Genomic DNA, 4,991 nt, shown 5'->3' with positions numbered 1-4,991 from the left:
CCCGGCCACCGCCCGCCCGGCCCTGCGCCGGCGGCGACCGCGACCGCAGACGCAGGGGCCGCGTCTTGGCGTGCACCGCACCGCTCTGCCGGTCCTCATAGCGATCACAGCCGTTCCAGGAGTCTGTTCAGGCGGCCAGCCGGGCTTTGGCCGCGCGGTGCTGGGCGAGCAGGGTGTCCACGACGAGCTCCGAAGGCCACAGCGGAGAGGTGACCGAAGCGGCTCCGAGGCTGCGCAACCGCCCATCATCGGCGCCTTCGAGGAGCCGCCAGGCCGCGACCGACACTCGGGCCTGCCGATTGCGGCACAGCCGGTCCACGGCGTCGGCCACTGTGGGGGCCCACCCGTTGAGGTAGCCGATCTGGACCGGTGAGCCCAGCCGGCGGCTCAGCATCCGCACGACGTCCGCCACCACCTGTCGCTCCCCCTGGTCGTTGCCTCCGTCAGCGGCCAGGACGACCCCGTCGCCCTTCCGCCATCCGGAATCCAGCAGCCGGTTCGCCAGATCGGCGACGATCGAGGGCACAGCACCGAGAGGCGTCGTCGAGCAGGCGTCGACCCGGCCGTTCAGGTCGAGCCCGGCGAACATCTCGGCGCTGGCGAGGTCGCCTCCGGCCACGAAAGCGGGAACCACAGCGATCGGTCCCTCGATGGTCCGTACCGTGTCGTTCACCTCCGAGCTGGAGCCGAACACCGGAACCACAGGAACCTCACCGCGATCGGCGACCGCACCGGCGAGGCCATGGAGGGCCTCCTTGCGGCGCGCGTCACGCGAATCGTCTGCCACAAGCACCATCGTCGGGACCATATCCGTCTCCTTTTTGACATTTCGAGAGCGCCGGCCCGGCACAGCCGACTCTATGGACCGGCGATTTCACTCGCATGACCTCGTGTTACGCGCTTGCAAACGAAGATGAATCACGAAGGGTGGTCAACCGAACGCCGAGAAGCAGATCAGAATACGACGACCCTGGATCGTGGCTGGCGGGAAAGGCTCTGACGCGTCACCGGTGCACCCAGTTCATAAGCTCACGAGGCTGGTGTGATGTGACGCTCGCCATCTTTCTCGAAAGAACGCCGCTACACTCATCACTCACTCCACATTCCTACCTCGCGGCAACACCGAGCATCCGGACAATGATACCCGTGATTGAACTCCGACTCGGCGGGGTGCCATTCTGGACCTCACTGGAGAACTCGGCCGCACCGAGAAAAAGCAACCGCACCGGCATACACCGGCGAGACCAATGGAATACCCACTCGCGCCATTGAGATAAACATCACGCGGCGAATCCGCATTATGGAACGAAGAATGCCCGTGCATTTGCATTCTCGTGGCGCTTCCTTGGGGCGCGACCATCGCCCGTTCCCGGGGAAGCGGGACGGAAAGGTATCCGCGAGCGGTTCCGGCACTGATGTGATCGCTGCCCGGGCGGGGCGGCAGGACTCCCCGCACCCGCTTTTCCGCCCCCGCCCCAACGAGGGGACGCGCCGCCCTCCTCATCGCGGCGGACCGAAAACCCCCGGGGATTCACTCCGATACACCCTGTGACATGCGCGGACAAGGCGGCGATCCGGCGTTAGTACTTGCTATCGGCCGCCATCCATCTCAGACTTGGGTACATATAGAGGTGAACTCCTCTCCCGAGGAGGAAACGATACGACGCCCTCCATGGCCGAGTGTGAGACCGCAGGTCAAGCCCTGTACCGCACTTTCGGACGGGGCCGGCGGCGTCGGCTAGGCTCACAATCCGATCCCGCCCCTCACAGGATCAGACTGGAGACCGCATGGCTGTACACCCACGAGTACAGACCCTGGCCGAAGCATTCCTGCATAGTGTGGACAGTGAGGCGCCCGGCATGGTCGAAGGGCTGTACCTGACCGGTTCGGTCGCCCTTGGCGACTTCCGTCCGCACGCCAGCGACGTCGACTTCGTGGTCGTCACCGCACGGCGCCTTACCGGCTCCGACCGCGACGCGCTGCGGCGGGCGCACTCCCGGACCCGCTCGCTCGTCCCCCGGCCGCAGTTCAACGGGATCCACGTGCTATGGGAGGACCTCGCCGAGGACCCCCTGGCGTGCGGACCGGTGGTGTCCGTGCTGGGCGGACGCTTCCGGAACAAGGCCAGCGCCGACGTCAATCCGGTCACCTGGCACGTGCTCGCCCAGCGAGGCGTCACGGTCCGCGGCCCCCTCCCGGTGGAACTGAACGTCTGGGACGAACGCGAGAGCCTGCGTGCCTGGTCCTTCGGCAACCTCGACGAGCACTGGCGCCGCTGGCGGGCCAAGGCCGGCCGTCTGGTGACGCCGCGCGGCCTGGCCGCACTGGGCTCGCTCGCCCCGTCGTGGAGCGTGCTCAGCGTGAGCCGGCTGCACTTCACTCTGTGCACGGGCGAGATCACCTCGAAGTCGGGGGCCGGGCGCTACGCGCTGCACGCCTTCCCCGAGCGCTGGCAGAAGATCGTCAACGAGTGCCTGCGGGTGCGCCGCGACACCAGCATGCCGTCGCTGTACGAGAGTGCCCTTGCCCGCCGCCGCGCCGCGCTCGACTTCATCGAGATGGTGCTCGACGACGCCCTCACCCCCCGCACGGCCTGACCGGCGCCGTCCGGCGTCCGACTAATCTGAGGGTCATGACCAAGCGCTCCATCGTCCTCTTCGGCGAGCCCGTCCTCGTGACACGGACGGCCCCCGTCACCACATTCAACCGGCACACCGAAGCGCTGGTCCGCGACCTGAAGGACACCGTGGACGAGCCCGGGCACGCCGGGGTGGCCGCCCCGCAGATCGGTGTGGGGCTGCGCGTGTTCAGCTACAACGTCGACGGCCGGATCGGGTACGTCATCAACCCCGAGATCGCGGAACTGTCGGAGGAGGTGCAGGAGGGTGAGGAGGGCTGCCTGTCGGTCCCCGGGCTCTGGTACCCCGCGAAGCGGGCGCAGCACGCGGTCGTCACCGGGGTCGACCTACGCAACGAGCCCATCACGCTGCTCGGCTCCGGGCTGATGGCCCGCTGCCTGCAGCACGAGACCGACCACCTCGACGGCATGCTCTACCTCGACCGGCTGGACCGCGACAACCGCCGCACGGCCATGCGGGAGGTCCGGCGCTCTTCCTGGTTCCTGACCGAGAAGCCCCCCGAGCGCGACGCGGTGAAGCTTCCGAGCGTTTTCGGCGGCCTTTTGTGAGCGACCCCACCATGCCGATTTATCCGTAGGATCACTAGGCAGATAACGGCACGATCTCGTATGGTCTGCTGAAGCATCACGTGGCCCACGGGTCCCATAGCCCCCTTCGAGACCCCCTCGAAACGGGAACCGTTTCCCTCGGCCTGAGCGAGGCCACAGATCCGTCCACGGAGCAGCTAACAGTGAACCCATTCGCCAGACCCCCGCGCGGTCGCCCGCGTACTCCGACCTCCCTCTTCGCGGGACTCGCCGCGGCGACCGCCCTCCTCCTCTCCACGCCGGCGGCCTACGCCCAGCCCGAGGACGAGGAAGAAGTCGACATCGAAGAACTCAACGAGCGCGCCGACGCCTGGAGGAGGAGTACCAGGGGGAACTCCCCCAGTACACCGATGCCAAGAAGGCGGTGGAAAAGGCCGACAAGAACCTCGCGGACGTCGACAAGCAGTTGAAGAACTCCCAGGAGGAGGTCGCGCGGCTCGCCGCGGTGCAGTACAAGGGCACCGGCCTCGACCCCGCCATGGAGGTCGTCATGAGCAGCTCGCCCGAGGACATGCTCGACGACGCAGCGGTGGCCGGCCACGTCTCACGCACCAACGGCGAGCGCCTGCTCAGTCTCACCGAGCTCAAGAAGGAGCGCGAGGAGGCCAGTGAGAAGGCCGACGCCAAGCTCGTCGAGGCCAAGGAGCTCGTCGACGATATCGAGGAGCAGCGCGAAGAGGTCCTCGAGAAGATCGAGCGCTACGAGGCCGAGCAGATCCCCGAAACCCCCGGTGACGGCACCGTGCCCGCATCCGCCAAGGGCGGGGGCTTCGACGGTGCCACCCCGCGCATGGCCGCGATCCGCGACGAGATCATCCAGGAGTTCGGTGCCCCCTTCCCCGTCGGCTGCGTGCGCCCCAGCGCCGACGACCACGGCACCGGCCAGGCCTGCGACTTCATGATGAGCAACGACGGCGGCCACCCGACGTCGGAGAACCAGCAGCTCGGCCAGCAGATCGCCGAATACGCCCAGGCGAACGCCGATCGGTTGGGCGTCAAGTACGTCATCTGGGAGCAGCGGATCTGGGACGTCCGCAACCCGGGCGCCGGCTGGAAGCAGATGGAGGACCGGGGCAGCATCACCCAGAACCACTTCGACCACGTGCACGTGTCGTCGTTCTGACGCGCCGGGGCGTGCCCGCCGCCGCGGCCCGGCCGTTCCCGGTCAGGGCCAGCGCCACGGGAAGGCAGGCCGCTACGGCGGCCGCGGTGAGCGCGAATCCCCAGCCGTAGCCGAGGTACCGCAGTGTGGTGCCGAGGACCAGCGCGCCGATCCCCGTTCCGGCGTCGTAGCTGATGTTCCACACCGCGCTGGCCCTGCCGTAGCCGGCAGGGCCGGCGCGGTGGAACATCAGCACGATGGTGTCGTTCTGCACGGCGCCGAATCCGGCCCCGAACAGCGCGGCACCGGCGATGATCAGCGTGGCCCCTGCCGCTTCGGGCCCACTCCAGCCGACGTGTGCCGGCCAGACGGCCCATGCCGCCAGTGCCATGCCGATCCCCGCGCTCAGCATGCCCGGGACGAGCAGCACAGCGCGACCGTGCCGGTCGCTCAGCATTCCGGCGCCCCATCGCCCCAGGACCATCAGGACTCCGTAACCGAGCAGGGCGAGAGCGGCGACCCATGGGACCCGGTCCAGGGGGATGGCGAGAAAGGTGACGATCGCGCTGGAGGCGATCGCGGCCACCAGCATGGCCGTAAGAGGGCCGGCGAGGACCGCCCAGGCGCGGCCGCCCTCGCGCGCCGGGGCCGCGGCCGCCCCG

Annotated in this window: 4 protein-coding genes and 1 pseudogene; 3 read left to right on the top strand and 2 right to left on the bottom strand. The window is 68.4% G+C overall.

Annotation, left to right across the window (positions count from 1 at the left end):
- Positions 1–127: 127 nt before the first annotated feature.
- Positions 128–808: a sirohydrochlorin chelatase gene (locus tag VS93_RS25965; protein ID WP_046472478.1), complete on the bottom strand. Its 681-nt coding sequence runs from the start codon at positions 806–808 to the stop codon at positions 128–130.
- A gap of 980 nt (positions 809–1,788) precedes the next feature.
- Between VS93_RS25965 and VS93_RS25960 the strand changes: the two genes are divergently transcribed.
- The 3 genes from VS93_RS25960 (at position 1,789) to VS93_RS25950 (ending at position 4,350) form a co-directional block, all read left to right on the top strand.
- Positions 1,789–2,598, top strand: a complete 810-nt coding sequence (locus VS93_RS25960) for a nucleotidyltransferase domain-containing protein (protein ID WP_046472477.1) — start codon at positions 1,789–1,791, stop codon at positions 2,596–2,598.
- Between the two features lie 35 nt (positions 2,599–2,633).
- Positions 2,634–3,188, top strand: coding sequence for a peptide deformylase (gene def, locus VS93_RS25955; RefSeq protein WP_046472476.1), 555 nt, complete (start codon positions 2,634–2,636; stop codon positions 3,186–3,188).
- Between the two features lie 403 nt (positions 3,189–3,591).
- The gene (locus VS93_RS25950) at positions 3,592–4,350 is read left to right on the top strand and encodes a coiled-coil domain-containing protein (RefSeq protein ID WP_338022806.1); all 759 of its coding nucleotides are present in this window, start codon (positions 3,592–3,594) and stop codon (positions 4,348–4,350) included.
- On the opposite strand, the pseudogene VS93_RS29940 reads toward VS93_RS25950, so the two are convergent.
- Positions 4,307–4,991: pseudogene (locus VS93_RS29940) on the bottom strand (hypothetical protein); the annotation flags it as partial. The gene VS93_RS25950 and the pseudogene VS93_RS29940 sit on opposite strands and share 44 nt — an antisense overlap.

This window comes from Allosalinactinospora lopnorensis, from assembly GCF_000981225.1.
Classification (GTDB): domain Bacteria; phylum Actinomycetota; class Actinomycetes; order Streptosporangiales; family Streptosporangiaceae; genus Allosalinactinospora; species Allosalinactinospora lopnorensis.
Note: the sequence above shows the minus strand (reverse complement) of the source record. Positions and strands in the feature narration are given on the sequence as shown.

Coding starts and splice junctions, on each gene's coding strand:
- VS93_RS25965 (WP_046472478.1), bottom strand. CDS start 808: ATGGTCCCGACGATGGTGCTTGTGGCAGACGATTCGCGTGACGCGCGC.
- def (WP_046472476.1), top strand. CDS start 2,634: ATGACCAAGCGCTCCATCGTCCTCTTCGGCGAGCCCGTCCTCGTGACA.
- VS93_RS25960 (WP_046472477.1), top strand. CDS start 1,789: ATGGCTGTACACCCACGAGTACAGACCCTGGCCGAAGCATTCCTGCAT.